This is a genomic window from Microbacterium salitolerans (assembly GCF_019720895.1).
Classification (GTDB): Bacteria; Actinomycetota; Actinomycetes; order Actinomycetales; family Microbacteriaceae; genus Microbacterium.
Map to the genome: position 1 here is coordinate 137,466 of NZ_JAHKSH010000001.1, position 18,278 is coordinate 155,743.

Annotated in this window: 18 protein-coding genes; 12 read left to right on the forward strand and 6 right to left on the reverse strand. The window is 71.3% G+C overall.

Features of this window, described 5'->3' with window-relative positions:
- Position 1: 1 nt before the first annotated feature.
- From menE to KOL93_RS00670, 5 genes are all read right to left on the reverse strand, one after another.
- Positions 2-1,594, reverse strand: a complete 1,593-nt coding sequence (menE, locus tag KOL93_RS00650; protein ID WP_221583380.1) for an o-succinylbenzoate--CoA ligase — start codon at positions 1,592-1,594, stop codon at positions 2-4.
- A 346-nt stretch (positions 1,595-1,940) separates the two neighbouring features.
- A complete protein-coding gene (locus KOL93_RS00655) occupies positions 1,941-2,405 on the reverse strand; it encodes a MaoC family dehydratase (protein ID WP_221583381.1) in 465 nt (154 codons plus the stop codon).
- Between the two features lie 18 nt (positions 2,406-2,423).
- Positions 2,424-3,599: an acyl-CoA dehydrogenase family protein gene (locus KOL93_RS00660; protein ID WP_308291493.1), complete on the reverse strand. Its 1,176-nt coding sequence runs from the start codon at positions 3,597-3,599 to the stop codon at positions 2,424-2,426.
- Positions 3,596-4,477 (reverse strand): amidohydrolase family protein, encoded by an 882-nt coding sequence (locus KOL93_RS00665; RefSeq protein ID WP_221583382.1) that lies wholly within the window; start codon positions 4,475-4,477, stop codon positions 3,596-3,598. Before KOL93_RS00665 ends, KOL93_RS00660 begins: the two co-directional genes overlap by 4 nt.
- Entirely contained in the window at positions 4,474-5,400 is a 927-nt protein-coding gene (locus KOL93_RS00670; RefSeq protein ID WP_221583383.1) for an SDR family NAD(P)-dependent oxidoreductase, read from the reverse strand. The genes KOL93_RS00665 and KOL93_RS00670 overlap by 4 nt, the downstream gene beginning before the upstream one ends.
- Before the next feature lie 107 nt (positions 5,401-5,507).
- On the opposite strand from KOL93_RS00670, the gene KOL93_RS16285 reads away from it, so the two are divergent.
- The 10 genes from KOL93_RS16285 (at position 5,508) to KOL93_RS00720 (ending at position 13,621) form a co-directional block, all read left to right on the forward strand.
- Entirely contained in the window at positions 5,508-5,945 is a 438-nt protein-coding gene (locus KOL93_RS16285) for a MarR family winged helix-turn-helix transcriptional regulator (protein ID WP_221583384.1), read from the forward strand.
- Positions 5,946-5,990: 45 nt separating this feature from the next.
- On the forward strand, positions 5,991-6,749 hold the full coding sequence (locus KOL93_RS00680; protein ID WP_221583385.1) for an IclR family transcriptional regulator: 759 nt from the start codon (positions 5,991-5,993) through the stop codon (positions 6,747-6,749).
- A gap of 75 nt (positions 6,750-6,824) precedes the next feature.
- Complete coding sequence (gene pcaH, locus KOL93_RS00685; RefSeq protein ID WP_221583386.1) at positions 6,825-7,643, forward strand: protocatechuate 3,4-dioxygenase subunit beta; 819 nt, start codon at positions 6,825-6,827, stop codon at positions 7,641-7,643.
- Positions 7,643-8,200, forward strand: coding sequence for a protocatechuate 3,4-dioxygenase subunit alpha (gene pcaG, locus KOL93_RS00690; protein WP_221583387.1), 558 nt, complete (start codon positions 7,643-7,645; stop codon positions 8,198-8,200). Before pcaH ends, pcaG begins: the two co-directional genes overlap by 1 nt.
- A complete protein-coding gene (locus tag KOL93_RS00695) occupies positions 8,190-9,527 on the forward strand; it encodes a lyase family protein (RefSeq protein ID WP_221583388.1) in 1,338 nt (445 codons plus the stop codon). The genes pcaG and KOL93_RS00695 overlap by 11 nt, the downstream gene beginning before the upstream one ends.
- A gap of 94 nt (positions 9,528-9,621) precedes the next feature.
- Positions 9,622-10,404 carry an alpha/beta fold hydrolase gene (locus KOL93_RS00700; protein WP_221583389.1) on the forward strand — a complete coding sequence of 261 codons (783 nt, stop codon included), beginning with the start codon at positions 9,622-9,624 and terminating at the stop codon, positions 10,402-10,404.
- Positions 10,401-10,802, forward strand: coding sequence for a 4-carboxymuconolactone decarboxylase (gene pcaC, locus KOL93_RS00705; RefSeq protein ID WP_221583390.1), 402 nt, complete (start codon positions 10,401-10,403; stop codon positions 10,800-10,802). Before KOL93_RS00700 ends, pcaC begins: the two co-directional genes overlap by 4 nt.
- 136 nt (positions 10,803-10,938) lie before the next feature.
- Positions 10,939-11,886 (forward strand): nucleoside hydrolase, encoded by a 948-nt coding sequence (locus KOL93_RS00710; RefSeq protein WP_221583391.1) that lies wholly within the window; start codon positions 10,939-10,941, stop codon positions 11,884-11,886.
- 31 nt (positions 11,887-11,917) lie between these two features.
- Positions 11,918-12,847, forward strand: a complete 930-nt coding sequence (locus tag KOL93_RS00715) for a PfkB family carbohydrate kinase (RefSeq protein ID WP_221583392.1) — start codon at positions 11,918-11,920, stop codon at positions 12,845-12,847.
- 93 nt (positions 12,848-12,940) lie between these two features.
- On the forward strand, positions 12,941-13,621 hold the full coding sequence (locus tag KOL93_RS00720; protein ID WP_221583393.1) for a GNAT family N-acetyltransferase: 681 nt from the start codon (positions 12,941-12,943) through the stop codon (positions 13,619-13,621).
- Between the two features lie 660 nt (positions 13,622-14,281).
- Here KOL93_RS00720 and KOL93_RS00725 read toward each other — a convergent pair.
- Complete coding sequence (locus tag KOL93_RS00725) at positions 14,282-15,727, reverse strand: MFS transporter (RefSeq protein ID WP_374107092.1); 1,446 nt, start codon at positions 15,725-15,727, stop codon at positions 14,282-14,284.
- Positions 15,728-16,021: 294 nt separating this feature from the next.
- On the opposite strand from KOL93_RS00725, the gene KOL93_RS00730 reads away from it, so the two are divergent.
- Positions 16,022-17,269 (forward strand): glycosyltransferase, encoded by a 1,248-nt coding sequence (locus tag KOL93_RS00730; protein WP_221583394.1) that lies wholly within the window; start codon positions 16,022-16,024, stop codon positions 17,267-17,269.
- A 339-nt stretch (positions 17,270-17,608) separates the two neighbouring features.
- Complete coding sequence (locus KOL93_RS00735; RefSeq protein ID WP_221583395.1) at positions 17,609-18,274, forward strand: YdeI/OmpD-associated family protein; 666 nt, start codon at positions 17,609-17,611, stop codon at positions 18,272-18,274.
- Positions 18,275-18,278 lie beyond the last annotated feature (4 nt).

The following is an 18,278-nucleotide window of genomic DNA, read 5'->3' on the forward strand; positions in this document are numbered from 1 at the left end:
GCTACTTCTTCGGGGTGCGGATCGTCTCCGTCGCCCACGGCTCCTTCGTGCCGATGGCGTGGGCGGGGCGGACGGATCCCGTGAACGTCGCGCGCAGGTCCGCCTTGCGGATCTTGCCGGAGGCCGTGCGGGGGAACTCGTCGACGACGATCGTCGTCCGCGGGATCTTGTATCGGGCGATCTCGCCGGTGAGGGCGTCGACCAGCTGCTCGCTCGTGAGCTCCGCGCCCTCGCGCAGGGTGACGATCGCCCACGGCACCTCGCCCCACTTCTCGTCGGGCACCCCGATGACGGCGACGCCCGTGACGCCGTCGAGGTCGCTGACGAGGTTCTCGACCTCGGCGGGATAGATGTTCTCGCCGCCCGAGATGATCATGTCCTTCAGCCGGTCGGCGATGAACAGGAAGCCGTCGTCGTCGAGGTAGCCCATGTCGCCCGACCGGAACCAGCCGCCCGGACGGAAGGATTCGGCAGTCTTCTCGGGCAGCCCGTGGTAGCCCGAGAACACGTTGGGTCCCTGGATCTCGATCTCGCCCACGGTGCCGCGCGGGACGACGTCGCCCGCCTCGTTCGTGACGCGGATGTTGGTGAAGAAGTGCGGCAGTCCGACGCTTCCCTGCTTCGTGCGCGTCCACTGCGGGGGCAGGTGGGTCGCTCCGGGAGACGTCTCGGTCATCCCGTATCCCTGCGAGAACGACATCCCGCGCTCCTCGAACGCGTTGAGGATGCGCGTGGGGACGGCGGAGCCGCCGCAGGTGAGCTTGCGCAGGGTCGACAGATCGGCCGCGTCCCAGTCGGGATGATCCGCCATGAGCTGGTAGGTCGTGGGCACGCCGCTGATCGAGGTGATCCCGTGGTGCGCGATGAGCTCGAGCGCCCGTCCGGCGTCGAACCGCTTCTCGAGGACCACCGTTCCTCCGGCCAGCACCATCGGCAGCGCGCCCATCCCGAGCGCGGCGACGTGGAACAGCGGTGAGATGAGGAGGGAGACGTCCGAGGCGTCGAAGCCGTAGTCGATCACCGCGTTGATCGCGACGTACGTGAGGTTCTGGTGGCTGAGGACCGCGCCCTTGGGCTTTCCGGTGGTCCCGGAGGTGTAGATGATGGCCGCGGGCTCCTCGAGCGTCATCTCGACCGCGACCCGTCCGCCGCGCGAGCGCGTCATCAGCTCGGACAGCGCGGGCGACGTCGGCGCGCCGCCGCTCGTGGGGATGACGTGCACGACCGCGCCCGCCGCGACGCCCGGAGCGATGCGGTCGGCGAACTCCTCGTCGTGGACGACGGCGCGCGCGCCGCTGTCGGAGAGCACGTGCGTGATCTCGCGGGCGGCCAGACGCGTGTTGACCGGAACGAAGACGGCGCCGATCTGCGTGCACGCGAACAGCGTGAACAGGAACTCCGGACTGTTCTCGCCGATGTACGCGACGCGGTCGCCGCGCGAGATGTCTCGGACGTGCAGCACCTCGGCGACCTGGTCGACCGCGTCGGCGAACTGCCGGTAGGTGAACGTGCGCTCGCCGAAGACGAGCGCCTGCTTCTCGGGATCCTTGAGGCGCCGCTTCGCAGTCCAGGCGCCGATGCCTGCGTTGTACATCCGTGAACGTCCTTGTTCTCGTGGGGTGCGTGTGGGCCGTGCCCGTCCCAGCGGGGCGCCGTCGATGGCGCCCCGCAGCCCGTCGTGCACGCGGCCGGCGAAGCCGGTTCCGCCGGTGAGAATCTGCGCGTGGCGGGCTTTTCGTGCGTCATGCGGGCGGGCGGTGAAGCCGGTTCCGCCGGTCAGGTTCTGCGCGTGGCGGGCTTTTCGTGCGTCATGCGGGCGGGCGGCGAAGCCGGTTCCGCCGGTCAGAATCTGCGCGTGGCGGGCTTTTCGTGCGTCATGCGGGCGGGCGGCGAAGCCGGTTCCGCCGGTCAGAATCTATGTGTGGCGCGCCCTTTGCGCGTCATGCATAGAAGCGGTAGAGGCTCCGGGTGATGACGGCGGGGCGCTCCGAGCCCTCGACCTCGAAGGTGTGGTCGACCGTGAGCTGGTATCCGTTGCCCTTGACCTCGGAGACCTCGGCGACGACGGCGTTCATGCGCACCTTCGCGCCGACCGCGACGGGCGAGACGAAGCGCACCTTGTCGAGGCCGTAGTTGACCTTCGTCGTGACGCCTTCGACGTCGCACAGATCCGACCAGAACTTCGTCGCGAGCGACAGGGACAGGAAGCCGTGCGCGATGGGGCCGCCGAAGGGGCTCTCCGCCGTCGCGCGCTCGGGCTCGACGTGGATCCACTGGTGGTCGTCGACGGCGTCGGCGAACGTGTTCACGCGGTCCTGCGTGATCTCGAACCAGTCGGTGAAGCCGAGGTCGCGGCCCGTGAGCGAGGTGATGTCGTCGTACGACACGACGGTCTGCGTGGTCATGGTGTTCCTTTCGGGGGTTCAGACAAAAGCGGATTCGCCGGTCAGCGACCGGCCGACGATGAGGGCGTTGATCTCGTGCGTGCCCTCGTACGAGTAGACGGCTTCGGCATCCGCGAAGAAGCGTCCGGCGCCGTGCTCCAGCAGGAGCCCGTTGCCGCCGAGCACCTCGCGTGCCAGGGCGACGGTCTCGCGCGCCGTCTGCGCGGTGACCATCTTGGCGAGCGCCGAGTTCTCGTCGCTCCAGTGGCCCGCGTCCTGCTGCGCCGACAACTCGACGGCGAGCGTCAGCGACGACGTCGCGTTCCCGAGCATGCGCGCGAGCTTCTCCTGCACGAGCTGGAAGCCGCCGATCGGACGGCCGAACTGCTCGCGGTCGGCCGTGTAGCGGATCGCGGCGTCGAGCGCGCCGGCCTGGATCCCTGCGGCGATCCAGGCGACATCCGAGCGCATGACGCGCAGCACGGCCGCGACGTCCCGCCAGGACGAGATGCCCTGCAGCCGACGGTCCTCCGTGACGCGGACGCCCGACAGGCGGATGCGGAAGTTCTGCATGATGCGCAGCGACACCTTGCCGTCGATCCGGTCGAGGGACACGCCGTCCGCCTCGCGGTCGACGAGGAAGGTCTTGACCTGGCCGTCCGCGGTGTCGCGCGCGAAGACCGCGAGCACGTCGGCGCCGTCGGCGCCGCCGATCCACTTCTTCTCGCCGTCGAGGATCCACGTGTCGCCCTCGCGGGTCGCCGTGGTCGCGAGGCCGCCCGCGATGTCGGATCCGTGATCCGGCTCCGTGAGGGCGAAGACGCCCGTCATCTCGAAGCGTCGGATGAGCGGATCCCACTGCGCGGCCTGCTCGGCGGATCCGCCGTGGCGCACGATGGCGCGGAACAGGCCGGACTGCGCGTTGTACATCGTCGCGACCGACGCGTCGCAGCGCGCGAGCGCGTAGTTGCGGAACCCGCTGAACATCGTCGAGTCGGCTTCCTCGGCCGACACGCCATCGGGCTCCATGAGCCCGAGGGGCACGAGCTCGCCGAGCACCGCTGAGGGCATCGTCGCGTGCTCCCACGCGTCCGCGAGGAGGGGGCGGATCCGCTCGTCGAGGACCGTGGCGAGCTCGTCGAGGGCGCGCCGCGCCGCGGGGGAGAGGTGCCGCTCGGCGAGGCCCAGCCGGTCGACGACGGGGTCGTGCGTCACGACAGTCCCAGCAGGCGGGCCGCGTTGTCCTTCATGATGCCGGGGAGGACCTCGGGCTTGAAGGTCTCCATCTTCTCGGCGTCGCGGATCCAGCGGTCGGGCGTCAGGAGGGGGAAGTCGGATCCGAACAGCACGCGGGTGCGGATGAGCGAGTTCGAGTACCGCACGAGCTCGGCAGGGAAGTACTTCGGGCTCCACCCGGACAGGTCGATCCATGTGTTGTGCTTGTGGGTGGCGACGGAGAGCGCCTCCTCCTGCCACGGCACGGAGGGGTGCGCCATGATGATCTGCAGGTCGGGGTAGTCGGCTGCGACGCCGTCGAGCAGCATGGGGTTCGACAGGGCGAGGCGGAATCCGTAGCCGCCCGGCATGCCGGCGCCGATGCCCGTCTGTCCCGTGTGGAAGAGCCCGATCACGCCCGCCGCCTGCAGCGCCTCGTAGACGGGACGGTAGCGGTCGTCGCTCGGGTCGAAGCCCTGCACGGTCGGGTGGAACTTGAAGCCTTTCACGCCGCGCTCGATCAGGCGCCCGATCTCGTCGAGGGCGTCGTCGCGGCGAGGATCCACCGAGGCGAACGGGATGAGCACGTCGCTGTGGCGGATCGCGCCGTCGACGATCTCGTCGTTCGAGATCGGCGGATGCCAGAGGTTCGTGGACGAGTCGACCGTGAAGACGACGGCGGCCATCCTCCGTTCGCGGTAGTACGCCGCGATGCTGTCGAGGTCGGGGCGCGGCCCATCGGCGCGGAAGTACTTCGACGCGGCCTCGGCGAGGTCGGCGGGGATCGAGGCGTGGCCGTGGTCGTCGACCTCGATGTGCACGTGCGTGTCGATCGCCTCGATGCTGTCGAGGTCGATCGACGGCGCGTAGCGCGTCATCCCTTCGGCTCCGGCGCGAGCTCGTCGGGGAGCTGCGGCATCTTCTCACCGACCGACTGCAGCTCGCCGACGGCGTCGGCGAAGCCCTCCATGAGCGCGTCGAACGTCCAGCCGCCCTCGCGGTAGGCGGTGGCCACGGGCTCGGGGTGCGACCAGAGCTGCATGCGATCGCCGCCGATGCCGATCGCCTGACCCGTGATGCCGTCTGCGGCGTCGGACGCGAGGAAGGCGATGAGCCCGGCGACGTCGGCGGCGGGACCGAAGCCGAGGTCGTGGCGGAAGAAGTCGGGCATGGCCTCGCCGCGCTCGTCGGCTTCGACGGCCTTCTGGAAGAACGGGATCGTCTTCGTCATCGCGGTGGCGGCGACGGGGATGACGGCGTTGACCGTGATGTTCGCCTTCTTGAGCTCCATCGCCCACGTGCGCACCATGCCGACGATGCCGGCCTTGGCGGCCGCGTAGTTCGTCTGGCCGAAGTTGCCGCGCTGGCCGGTCGGGGATCCGATGGCCACGATGTGACCCGGCGTGCCGGCCTCGCGCATGCGGGTGGCGGCCTCGCGCACGCAGGTGAACGTGCCGCGGAGGTGCACGTCGATGACGGCGTCGAAGTCCTCGTCGCTCATCTTCCAGAGCGTGCGGTCGCGGAGGATGCCCGCGTTCGTGACGAGCGCGTCGAGGCGGCCGTACGTGTCGTAGGCGTGGTCGACGAGGGCCTTCGCGGTCGCCGTCGGGCCGACGGGCGCGACGACGGCGCTCGCGGTGCCGCCGGCGTCGGCGATGCTCTGGACGGCGGCGTCGGCCGTCTCCTGACTGACGTCGTTGATGACCACGCTCGCGCCCTGGGCGGCGAGCTCCTGGGCGTAGGCGAGACCGAGCCCCTGGCCCGATCCTGTGACGATGGCGACTGTGCCTGCAAGCGACATTGCTCTCTCCGATCTGTGCGCCGGTCTGGGCGGCTGAGAACCATCGAATCGTCAATGCTTGAAAAAGTCAATGGTTGTCGGAGACACGGGTTTGCTACCATCAGCGCATGTCGACTGCCGAGACCGAGGTGACACGCGGATCCGCGCTGGCGCACAACGCGAGCTTTCTTCTCACGCGAGCCAGTGTCATCGCCGCGCAGCGCGACAATCGTGCGCTCGAGCCGCTCGGTCTCAAGGTGCGCTCCTATTCGGTGTTGTCCCTCGCCGTCGAGGACGTGCCGCCGACCCAGCGCGAGATCGCGGAGTTCCTGCGTCTCGACCCGAGTCAGGTCGTCGCCCTCGTCGACGAGCTGGAGGAGCGCGGGCTCGTCGCCCGTGCGGCGGATCCTCGTGACCGTCGCGCGAAGGTCGTCGCCGCGACGGGCCCAGGCCTGGCCGCCTACGAGAAGGCCCGTGCCTCGGTCGTCGACGTCATGACCCACCTCGCCCCCGACGACGTCGCCACCTTCCAGCGCGTGCTCGAGCAGCTGGCGTTCGAAGAGTAGGGGCGCGACTCCCCCTCCCACTCACCGGGACGTACACTCGCCACCATGGGCGACACGGAGGGCGTGCTCGAGCGGGCGATGCGGATCCTCGCGTGCTTCACCGAGGACGATTCCACGCTCTCGGCGTCCGACCTGAGCGCACGGACCGGGCTGTCGCCGTCGACGCTCCACCGGATCCTCTCCCAGATGGTTGAGCTCGGGATGGTCGCCCGCGTGCAGGGGCGCCGGTATGCCGTCGCACCGCGGCTGTGGGAGCTCGGCGAGCTGTCGCCCCTGGCGCTGCGCCTGCGCGAGACGGCGCTCCCGCACATGCTGCGCCTGTACGAGGCGACGGGGGAGAATGTGCACCTCGCGGTGCTCGACGGAGAGGTGCCGGGTGAGGCCTCGGCGCTGTTCGTCGGCAAGGTCACGGGCCATGCCTCGATTCCGACCCTCAGCCGCATGGGCGGGCGGCACCTGCCGCACACGGTCGGCGTCGGCAAGGCGATGCTCGCGCGCCAGGACGACGACTGGATCGCCGCCTACTGCGCGCAGCCGCTCGAGCGCGAGACCGTGCACACGATCACGGACCCGCAGGCGCTGCGGGCCGACCTCCTGGCAACCCGCGCGCGCGGGTATGCGCGTGCGCAGGAGGAGATGACGCTCGGCAACGTGTCGATCGCGGCGGCCCTCGGATCCGTCGTGGGGCTTCCTCTGGCGGCGATCGGCGTCGTCGCGCACATCGAGCACGCGGACGAGCGGCGCATCTCGGCGCTCGTGCGACAGGCCGCGCACGACCTCACCCGTGAGCTCAACTCCCGCTGAGTGGGACGGTCGCGTCGATGCGGCGGAACGACCCGCCACGCTGGAGGGCACACGTCGCTGTCGAAGGAGACGCATATGACAGACAAACCGGGCACTGCCGCACCCGAATCCCTGCTCGCCGCACCGGATCAGATCACGCAGGCCGAGATGACCCAGGAGATCCAGGATCTCCACGCGCAGTACGCGGAGCGCGTCGCGAACGGCGAGAACCTGCCGAAGACGATGACCGACTTCCCGCCGTACCGGTCGAGCATCCTGCGCCACCCCACGAAGGACCCGAAGCTCGTCGACCCTGAGACGATCGAGCTGTGGAGCCCCGCGTTCGGGCAGCGCGACGTCGCCGCGATCGAGAGCGACCTCACGCTGCAGCACACCGGGGAGCCGCAGGGCGAGCGCATGACGATCGAGGGATACGTCAAGGACAGCTGGGGCCGCCCCGTCGCGAACCAGCTCGTCGAGCTGTGGCAGGCGAACGCAGCCGGCCGCTACATCCACCAGCGCGACCAGCACCCCGCCCCGCTCGACCCGAACTTCACGGGCGCCGGTCGCGTCATCACCGACGCCAACGGCTTCTACAAGTTCACGACGATCAAGCCGGGCGCGTACCCCTGGAAGAACCACGTCAACGCGTGGCGCCCCGCGCACATCCACTTCTCGATCTTCGGGTCCGCGTTCACGCAGCGCATCGTCACGCAGACGTACTTCCCCGGGGATCCGCTGTTCCCGCTCGACCCGATCTACAACACGATCCGCGATCAGAAGGACCGCGACCGGCTCATCGCGGCGTACGATCACGACCTGACGGTGCCCGAGTTCTCGATGGGCTACCGCTGGGACATCGTCGTCGACGGTCCCGACGCCACCTGGACCGAGGACGAGGACGGAGACCACTGATGCGTGAGAAGACTCTGGAGCCCACCGCGGGCCAGACCGTCGGGCCGTTCTTCAAGTTCGGCGTCGAGTTCGAGGGCATGAACGAGGTCGCCTTCCCCCACAGTCCGGGCGCGATCATGCTCGACGGTCGCGTGTTCGATGGCGACGGCAACCCGATCCCCGACGCGATCATCGAGATCTTCGGTGCCGACGAAGACGGATCCGTTCCCCGCGACCGCGGCACGCTCGCGCGCGACGGCGGCGGCTTCACGGGCTTCGGCCGCACGTTCACCGACGACGAGGGCCGCTACTACTTCTGGACCCGCAGTCCCGGTGCGACCGACGAGGGCAGGCCCCCGTTCATCGCGGCCATCGTCTACGCCCGCGGCCTGCCCAACAAGCTGCACACGCGCATCTACCTGCCCGAGGCCGTCGCCGCGGGCGAGACCGATGCGCTGCTGAGCTCGCTGAGCGACGCCGAGAAGGCGACGCTGACCGCGCGCCGCACCGACAAGGGCTGGCTGCAGCACGATTTCCGGCTGCAGGGCGACGAGGAGACCGTCTTCCTTGCCTACTGACGCGTCGTTCGACCTCGGCCTGATCTCTCCCGCGACTGCCGGGAGAGATCAGGCCGTCGCCGATGACGCGATCCTGCGGGCGCTCGTCGAGGCCGAGGTCGGCATCGTCGACGCGCTCGTCGCCGAGGGTGTCGCTCCCGCGGGGATCTCCGGCGCCGCGCTGCGCGACGTCGCCCTCGATGCACGCGCCCTCGCGCGCGAGGCGGTCGCGGGCGGCAACCCCGTCATCCCGCTCGTGGCGCAGCTGCGGGTGGGCGCTTCCGATGATCTGATGCCGTGGATCCACCGCGGAGCGACGAGCCAGGACATCCTCGACACCGCGCTCATGATCGTCGCGAAGGACGCCGTGGGGCGGATCCGCGCCGACCTGTCGCGCGTGGAGCGGGCGCTCGAGGCCTTCGCGGCTGAGAACGCCGATGTCGTCGCCGCCGGACGCACGCTCACGCAGCACGCCGTCCCCACGACGATCGGCCTGCGGGCGTCGGGATGGCGCCGCGGCGCGACGCGGGCGATCGCACAGCTCGACGCGCTCGAGCTCCCCGCCCAGTTCGGCGGCGCCGCGGGCACGATGGCGGCGATGGTCGAGATCGTGCGGGCGTCCGTCTCAACACAACGCAGTCAGAACGGCGCTGCCGAGGGGCGACACGCCGCGCAGGCGGCCGAACGACCGCCGATCGACTGCGTTGTGTTGGAGAAGGTGCAGGCGATCCGCGCCGCCTACGCCGATGCGGTGGGCCTCGCGCACCTCGACGCCCCCTGGCACACCCAGCGCTTCCCCGTCACCGAGCTCGGCGACGCCGTCACTCAGGCGATCGACGCGCTCGGCAAGATGGCGACCGACGTCGCGACCGCCTCCCGCACCGAGATCGGCGAGCTCGCCGAACCGACGGGCGGCGGATCCAGCGCGATGCCGCAGAAGCAGAACCCCGCCCGCAGCGTGCTGATCCGCTCGGCCGCGCTGCGTGCGCCGCAGCTCGGGGCGACCCTGCACCTCGCGTCGGCGCTCGCGGCCGACGAGCGCCCCGACGGCGCGTGGCACGCCGAGTGGCCCGCGCTGCGCGAGCTGCTGCGTCTCGCGCTCGGCGCCGCCTCGCACGCCGCCGACCTCGCCGAGGGGTTGCGCGTGGATCGCGACGCCGTCGCCCGCACGCTCGCGGCGACCGACGGCCTCATCGTGTCCGAGCGCCTCAGCGCCGTGCTCGGCAAGGATCGCGCCGCGGAGGTCGTGGCGCAGGTGGCGGCGGGGGCAGACCTCGCGACCCTGGTGGATCCGGCCCTCCTGGATCCGTCCGACTACACCGGCCTCGCCCGCGCCTGGACCCCATGACCGCGAGAGTGGCCGATCCCGCCCAGAGCGGCCGATCCATCGCCCACTCTCGATGACATCCCCCACTCTCGCGCCGACTCGATCAAGGAGCATCGTGGCAATTCCCGAAATCGCCGTCACCCAGGCCATCGGGCCCGAGGGTGCGCCCGTCGTCCTGCTCGGGCCCTCGCTCGGGACTGCCGGCGCCGTGCTCTGGGAGGACGTCGTCCCGCTCCTCGCGCAGCGCTTCCGGGTCGCGACCTGGGACCTCCCCGGGCACGGCGCCTCGGCGCCCGCGACGGGTCCCTTCACCGTCGACGACCTCGCCGACGCGCTCGCCGCGCACGCACGCGCGTTCGACGAGCCCGTGTCCATCGCGGGCGTCTCGCTCGGGGGCGCGGTCACGCAGTCGCTCGCGATCCGCCACCCCCAGCTGCTGCGCGCCGCCGCGGCGATCTGCACGTCGGCGAACTTCGCCGCGGGGGCGGACGCCTGGCACGAGCGCGCCGCGAAGGTGCGACAGCAGGGCACATCGGTGTTGATCGGATCCTCCGCCGAGCGCTGGTTCGCGCCGGGATCCATCGCCGCGCGTCCCGACATCACGGGGCGCCTCCTGCACACGCTCGCCGACGCCGACCACGAGTCGTACGCGACGTGCTGCGAGGCGCTCGCGACGTTCGACGTGACCGCCCGGCTCGGATCCGTCGCCCTCCCGTTCCTCGTGATGTACGGATCCGACGACCAGGCGACGCCGCCGGCGAAGTCGGAGGAGATCGCATCGGCGATTCCGGGGGCGACGCTCGTCGGCATCGAGGACGCTGCGCACCTCGCGCCCGCCGAGAAGCCCGCCGAGGTCGCCGCCAAGCTGGCCGCCTTCTTCGAGAGGAGCACACGATGACGCGTCCGAGGGGCGAGGGGATCACCGACGGCGAGCGCTACGACGCCGGCATGGCCGTGCGCCGCGAGGTGCTGAGCGACGCGCACGTCGACCGCGCGACGGCGAACCAGACGGAGCTGACCGAGGAGTTCCAGCACTTCATCTCCCGCTATGCCTGGGGAGAGGTCTGGACGCGTCCCGGCCTCGATCGCAGGATGCGCTCGGTCGCCGTCATCACGGCCCTCATCGCGCGCGGCCACCACGAGGAGCTCGCGATGCACCTGCGCGCCGCGCTGCGCAACGGCCTCACGGTCGACGAGGTCAAAGAGGTCATCCTGCAGTCGGCGATCTACTGCGGCGTCCCCGATGCCAACTCGGCCTTCCGCATCGCGCAGGAGGTCTACGGCTCGGAGAGCTGAGTCGCGGCTCCCTGAGCGCCCCGGCCGGGCGCATCTGAGGACTTGTGCCTTCCCGAGGAGGGCAGGGTGCGGATCCGTCCTCGCCACTGCACATCTCCTCACGAGCGCCCCGCCCTGCGCCCCGTAGGATCCCCTGGTGACCAAGATCGTGCTCGACGTCGACACCGGTGTCGACGATGCCCTCGCCGTGATGACCGCCGCCCTCTCGCCCGACGTCGACCTGCTCGCGTGCACGACCACCTGGGGCAACATCGACGTCGATCAGGCGGCGCGCAACACCCACGCGGTGCTGCGGATGGTCGGCGCCGACGACGTACCGGTCGCGCGCGGAGCGGAGGGCCCCGTCGACGGCACGCCGCCGCGCTTCTCGGGGCACGTGCACGGTGCCGACGGGCAGGGGGGCCACGCCGACACGTCGTACGCGCCGGTGCTCGCGGAGGAGTCGGCCGTCGAGCTCCTGCTGCGCCTCAGCCACGAGCACGCCGGCGAGCTCGACATCGTCGCCGTCGGCCCGCTGACCAACCTCGCGCACGCGCTCGAGGCGGATCCGTCGCTGCCGGAGCGGATCCGTCGGGTCATCATCATGGGCGGAGCCTTCCTCGCGCCGGGAAACGCGACGCCGTCCGCGGAGGCGAACATCGCGAACGACCCGGAGGCGGCGAAGCGCGTGATCGATGCCTCGTGGGCCTGCACGCTCGTGGGCCTCGACGTCACGATGCGCCAGATGCTGACCGAGGAGCATCGCGCGCGGCTGGCCGCGGGAGGCGAGGCGGGCCGGTACGCGGCGCGGATCCTCGACCACTACTTCGAGTTCTATCGCGGGGTGACGGGCGAGCGGTGCGCCGCGAACCACGACGCCCTCGCGCTCGGCGTCGCGGCAGGGCTCGTCGACGTCGCGCTCGCGCCCGAGGTGCGCGTCGACGTCGACACGACGCGGGGCCCGAGCCGCGGGAGCACGGTCGCGGATCTGCGTGGGATGCACCGGGGCTGGCCCGCGGTCGAGGGCACGCGGCATCGCGTCGTGCTCGAGGTCGGGGCGGGGTTCGAGGACGCGATGATCGACCTCATCGCGGGGGCGGCTTGACCGACGGATCCCGGTCGGAGAGGGTGAGCGCATGACAGCTCGAGTGCTCGTGATCGGTGCCGTGAACGTCGACCTCGTGGTGGCGGCCGAGAGGCTCCCGACGGCGGGCGAGACGGTCGTCGGCCCGCGCGTCGAGCGGCACGGCGGAGGCAAGGGGGCGAACGCGGCGGTCGCGGCGGCGCGCGCCGGCGCCGAGGTCCGGTACTGCGGCGCCGTCGGCGACGACCCGATGGGCGCGGAGTCGCTCGCCGAGCTCCGCGCCGAGGGCATCGACGTCGACGCCGTCGCGGTGCTCGTGGGCGAGGCCACGGGCACGGCGCTGATCGTCGTGGATCCGCACGGTGAGAACCAGATCGCGGTCGGTTCCGGCGCGAACGCCGCCGTCACGGAGGATCACGTGCGGGCGGCCGTCGCCCACGCCGCTGACTGGGCGGGCTGCGTGCTCGTGAGCACCGAGATCGCGCCCGCCGCCGTCGTCGCCGCCGTGCAGGCCGCGGCCGCCCACGGCATCCCGTGCGTGCTCAACTCGGCGCCTGTCGTGCGCGAGCTCGCGGAGGTCCTGCCGCTCGCTCCCATCCTCACGCCGAACGCGTCGGAGCTGGTCGACCTCAGCAAGCTGCTGGGCGCGCCCCTGGCGGCCGACGTCACCGAGCAGGCGGGCATCGCGGCCTCGATGACGCAGGGAACCGTCGTCGTGACGCTCGGCGCCGACGGCGTGCTCGTCGCGGATCCGTCGGGCGGTCTCACCCGGATCCCGGCGGGTCCCGCCCCGGACGTGCGCGACACGACGGGTGCCGGCGACACGTTCAACGGCGTCTTCGCCGGCGCCGTCGCCGCCGGATCCGAACTCCCGGATGCGGCGCGTCGCGGCGTCGCGGCGGCCTCGCTGTCGGTCGCCGCGGTCGGCGCTCGGGCGGGCATGCCCGACGCGGATCGCATCGATCGCGCGATGGCGGAGTGACCTCCGCGTCGCCGAGCGCTGACGACGCGCCGCGGCGCGGATCCGGGGCGCCGGCGTGGGCATCGGCGCGCGCGGGGGCATACGCTGGTGGGCATGCGTGAGATCCGCCAGCTGGACACCGTCGAACTGATCCTCGAGGCGCAGGGGGTGCTCGACGCGATCCGCGGGCCCGAGCGCGTCGTCGACGCCGGAACCCTGCGTGCGCTGCAGCAGTCGGGCAACTACGTCGTCGGGCTGTTCGACGAGGGCAAGATGGTCGGCGCCTCCGTGGCCTTCTTCGCCGCACCCGGCGACCGGTCGATGCACTCGCACATCACCGCGCTGCTGCCCGAGTACCGCGGCCGCGGCTGGGGTCGCGAGCTCAAGGAGCACCAGCGGCAGTGGGCGCTCTCGCGCAGCGTGGGCAACATCACGTGGACGTTCGACCCGCTCGTCGCACGCAACGCGCACTTCTTCCTCACCGTGCTCGGCGCACGCGTGACGGGCTACGCCGTCAACCAGTACGGCATCTTCGGCGGCGGCGACGCGGGCGACGAGTCCGACCGCCTCGACGTGAAGTGGGCGCTCGCAGAGGTCGCCAAGACGCCTGCCGACGACGAGGTCGTCGAGACGCTCTCGATCCCGAACGACGTCGAGCAGATGCGCGATGCCGACCCGGCGGCGGCCCACGAGTGGCGCATGAACCTGCGCCGCGAGATGGCCGTGCTCACGAACCGCGGCCTCCGCGTCGGCGGCTTCGACACCGAGCGCGGCTACCTCTTCGTCACGGCCTGACGCCGCGGATCCGTCGGCCTGCGCCGGCCGAGCCGTCGCTTCAGGTGACGCTCGTGACCCTTCTGGGCGCGACGAAGGGCCGCAGGCGTCACGTGAGCGGATGCGGCGGCGGCACCTCAGGTGACGCCAACAACCCTTCCGGGTGCGACGAGGGGTCGTCGGCGTCACTCGAATGGATCCGGCGGTGGCGGTCGTGCGTCGGGTGACGATCGTGACCCTTCCGGGAGCGACGAAGAATCGCAGCCGTCCCCGAGCGGACCCGTCGCGGGCCGTGGCCTCTCACGTGACGCTCGCAACCGTTCCGGGCGCGATGAAGGGTCGCAGGCGTCACGTGAGTGGATGCGGCGTTGGCGGCGGTGCGTCACGTGACGTTCGTGACGCTTCCGGGGGCGACGAAGGTCCGTATGTGTCACTCGAACGGATCCGGCGTTGGCGGTCGTGCGTCAGGTGACGCCAACAACCCTTCCGAGTGCGAAGAAGGGTCGCAGGCGTCACCCGAACGGATCGGTCGCTTCGCGTGACGCTCGCGACCCGTGCGGGCGCGATGAACAGTCATCGGCGTCATATGAGGGATCCCGGCGCGGGACCTGGCATCTCAGGTGACGCTCGGGGCCCTTTGGAGTGCGACGAAGGGTCGCAGGGGTCACCCGAACGGATCCGTCACTCGCGGTGCGGGACCGCCGCGCGCTCGGCGTCGGGGGTGGAGCGGGGGATGAAGAACGTGAGCGCCGTGGCGACGGCGGCCGCGGCGATCGCGATCCAGAAGCAGGTCGCGAAGGCCTCGGACGTGGGCATCGCGTGCCCGTCGCGGTCCACGCTCATGGCGGCGAGCACGCCGCCCATGACGGCCGACGCGCTCGAGGTGCCGACCGAGCGGAACAGCGCGTTGAGGCCGTTGGAGACGCCCGTCTCGTCGTTCGGAACGGATCGCATGATGATCATCGGCATGGCGGCGAACGAGAAGGCGATGCCGACGCCGATGATGCCGTTCGCGACGACGATGTGCCACACCTCGGTCGACCACAGCAGCACGAAGACGTAGGCGACGACGATCGACGCCGTGCCGATCGTGAAGAGCGGACGCGGGCCGAAGATGCGCTCGAGCTGGCCGGACAGCGGCGACAGCACCATCATGATGAGGCCCGACGGCGCGATGCACAGCGCGGCCTCCATCATCGTCAGCCCGAAGCCGACGCCGGTCTCCGTCGGCATCTCGAGCAGCTGAGGGAACGACACGTTCGAGCCGAACAGCGCGAAGCCCATGCCGATGGCGGCCAGATTCGTGAGCAGAACCGCGGGGCGCGCGGCGACGCGCAGGTCGACGAGCGGATCGCGCGTGCGCAGCTGGTAGGCGCCCCAGGCGAGCAGCGCGATGACGCCGATCGTCAGGGATCCGATGGCCCACGGGGATCCCCATCCCCAGTCCGCGCCGCGCGACACGTACAGCAGCAGGCCCGTCAGGCCGACGGCCAGGCCGAAGGCGCCGAGCAGATCGAGCCGGCCGGGGGAGAGCAGAGTGTCCTCCGGGACGACGAACCAGATCGCGGCGGCGCCGACGACCCCGAGCCCGAGCGACACCCAGAACAGCGCGTGCCAGTCATAGTTCTCGGCGATGAACGCGGCGAACGGCATGCCGATCGCTCCGCCGACGCCCATCGTCGCGCTCATGAAGGCGACGGCCGTGCCGAGCTTCGCGGGCGGGAGGACATCGCGCATGATGGCGATGCCGAGCGGGATGACGCCCGTTGTGATGCCCTGCAGTCCACGCCCGATGATGACGCCGAGGATCGAGGTCGACAGGGCGGCGACGAGCGATCCGAGGATGAGCGCCGCGAGGAGGTACATGATCACGCGGCGCTTGCCGTACATGTCGCCGAGGCGCCCCGAGATCGGCGTCGCGACCGCGGCGACGAGCAGCGTGATCGTCACGACCCAGGTCGTGTCCTCGCGCGGCGCGTTCAGCAGCTCCGGCAGCTCGGCCTGCAGCGGCACGACGAGTGTGAACATGAACGCGGAGCTGAGCCCCGCAAAGGCGAGTGCCGCGACGATCGCCCAACCGGGAGAGCGACGGGTGAGCTGCTGCCTGGATCCCGTCTCGTCATTCACTATCCGAGTTTATCGGTGGTGCGTCGCCGCGGGCCCCGGCTTCCGGGATCCGGGAAGCGGATGCGTCTCCTCCAGATCAGGCACCGCGTGCGCGAGCCAGCGCCGGATCGGCCGGGTCGCGCGGGCGCCCGGGGCATGACGACGCCAATTCTCGTGCCTCGATCTCTCGAGCCTGCGGAATCACGCGGATCCGACAGCCGCACCATCCAGATCTGCCGTCGCTGTGCTCGCCCGCGGGTCCGGCCCGGCGCCGCGACCCTGACACGGGACCGCACCGGGCCGTAGCCTCGCAGCATGCGCGCGCTCATCATGGCCTTCGGCACCCGCGGTGACATCCAGCCCTACGCGGCCTTCGCGGGGGCGCTCGCCCGTGCGGGGCATGAGGTGACGCTCGCGATCCCCGCCGGCTTGGCGCACCTCGCTCCCGACGAACCTGGCATCGATGTCGAACCGGCCGGATCCGAGATGCTGCGCCTTCTGCAGGAGGTGATGCCGACCCTGTCCGGTCCGCGCGACGCCCTCCGCACGTTCGGCATCATGAAGCGCGCCATGCGCGAGCAGATGGACGAGACGTGGCGCGCCGCCGAGGCGCACGGCGCGGACGTCGTCGTGCATCACCCGAAGTGCCTCGCGGGGCCCCACATCGCCGAGAAGCTCGGCGTGCCGGGGGTGATGTCGCTGCCGCTTCCGCTGTATCCGCCGACGTCCGCATTCCCCGCGCCGCTCTTCGGCGTGGCGTCGTTCGGTCGCCGCGGGAACCGCGCGAGCTACGCCCTCTCGCGGGTCGCGACTGCGGCCTACGGCGGCATGATCAACGACTTCCGCGGTTCGATCGGGCTCGACGGATCGGTGAAGCGCCTCGGGGATCCCCTCGTGAATCCCGACGGCTCTCCGATGCACGTGCTCTCGCCCTACAGCCGTCACGTCGTGCCGATCCCGCCCGACTACCCGCCCACCGCGCACGTCGCGGGCTACTGGTTCCTCGAGCAGGACGAGGATCCGGAACCCGCACTCGCAGATTTCCTCGACGCGGGCGACCCTCCCGTCTACATCGGCTTCGGATCCATGGGGTTCGGGAAGGGGGCCGACACGCGTCGCGAGGCGGTGCTGTCGGCGCTCGCCGAGACGGGGCTGCGGGGCGTCGTCGCGACGGGATGGGGCGGGATCGCCCCGGGCGAGGCGGTGTCGAAGGACGTGTTCGTCATCGACGGCGCACCGCATGGCCGGCTCTTCCCGCGGTGCGCGGCGGTCGTGCACCACGGGGGAGCGGGATCCACCGCGGCGGGCCTGCGCGCGGGGCGGCCGTCGCTCGTCGTGCCGTTCCTCGGCGACCAGCCGTTCTGGGGATCCCGTGTCCACGCGATCGGAGCCGGTCCCGCTCCCCTGGCGCCCGCGCGGCTCGGGCGCGAGCTGGCCGGGCGCCTCGGCCAGCTCGTCGGAACCCCCACCTACGCACGTCGCGCGGGCGAGGTCGCCGACCTCATCGCGGAGGAGGACGGGCTGGCGCGCGGGGTGCGCGTGCTGGAGGAGATCGTCGGCTGACGTGCAGCGTGCGCGTGGAGGAGGGGCGGCCCCGTGCCCTCGTGCGGAGAAGCGCGTTCTCGAGGAGATGTGCGCTCGTGAGGAGTGATCCACGCGGTGGAGTCCTCACTCCGGCACTTCTCCTCAGGAGCGTCCGGCGGCTCTCGGGAGAGGCTCGCGCGGCAGGGATCGGTCGCGTCGGGCGTTCATGAGGAGATGTGCGCGATGGAGGAGGGAAACGGACTCAGGTGTCCTCAGCGCGGCACATCTCCGCGTGGGCGCATGGCCGGGGACCCCGACGTGCGCGGGCGTACGTCGACACCCGGTGCGGTCGCCGGCGTCCGGTGCCATCCTGGCCGCATGACGAATGCGCGCCCGGGCACACCCGGCGGATCCGACGAGCGCCCCGCTCTGTTCTTCTGCGACGCCGCGGAGTTCCGCGCGTGGCTCGAGCAGAATCACGACACGGCGACGGAGCTGTGGATGGGGCTGCGACTTGCGCACGTCCCGGAACGCGGCCTGACGTGGGCTGACGCCGTCGTCGAGGCGCTGTGCTTCGGATGGATCGACTCGGTCTCGCAGAAGATCGACGCCGACTCCCGGCGACAGCGGTGGACCCCGCGCACGCCCCGCAGCACCTGGTCCCGCGTGAACATCGCGCACGTCGAGCGACTCACCGCCGAGGGGCGCATGCACCCCGCGGGCCTCGCGGCGTTCGAGCGCCGCTCCGAGGCGCGGTCGGGCACGTACTCGCATGAGAACCCCGAGGCGGAGCTCTCCCCGGAGCTGCAGGCGCTGGTCGACGCCGCGCCCGCCGCCGTCGCGTTCCTCGAGGCCGCGACGCCGGGCTACCGCAAGGCCGTGCGGCACTGGATCATGTCGGCCAAGCAGCCGGCGACACGTGAGCGACGCACGCGCCAGCTCGTCGAGGACTCCGAGGGTGGGCGGCTCATCCCGCCGCAGCGCCCGGGGCGCACGCCGGCGTGGCTCGAGCGCGCCGCGGCGGCCGCCCGCGCCGCGACCTGACCCG